At 65.5% G+C, this 383-nt stretch carries 1 protein-coding gene; it reads right to left on the bottom strand.

The genetic code is table 11. The annotated features are described in order from the left end of the window. Positions 1–187: 187 nt before the first annotated feature. A partial coding sequence (locus HA630_RS00855; protein WP_166832075.1) for a TRAP transporter large permease subunit occupies positions 188–383 on the bottom strand: 196 nt, incomplete at its 5' end.

Here is a 383-nt window from a genome sequence, read left to right as displayed (position 1 = left end):
GGCCGTGTCGCCGCAGCGGATGGCGGGCTTGTGCGGGAAACGCTGGCGCGTGCGGCGCAGCAGGTCGCCCAGGGTCTGGCGGTTCAGGGGGGTGGCGGTCATGGCGTGTCTCCGGGTGGTTGTTGTGGTGTGCAAACGAAACGTGCCCCAGCAGGGGCACGTTAAGCGGTTTACGGTCGGGGCGCTGTCAAGTCCGCATCAGCTGAGGGAGCCATAGCGAGAGGCCTGGGATGGCGATGAGGATGCCCAGGCGGAGGATGTCGGCCATGACGAAGGGCCAGACGCCGTGGTAGATGGTCGAGAGCTTGACGTCCTTGAGCAGCGAATTGATCACGAACAGGTTCAGGCCCACCGGGGGCGAGATCATGCCGATCTCCACCACC

This window comes from Aquabacterium sp. A08, assembly GCF_011742065.1.
The sequence above is the reverse complement of the archived record's forward strand: the minus strand, read 5'-3'. Positions and strand labels throughout refer to the sequence as shown.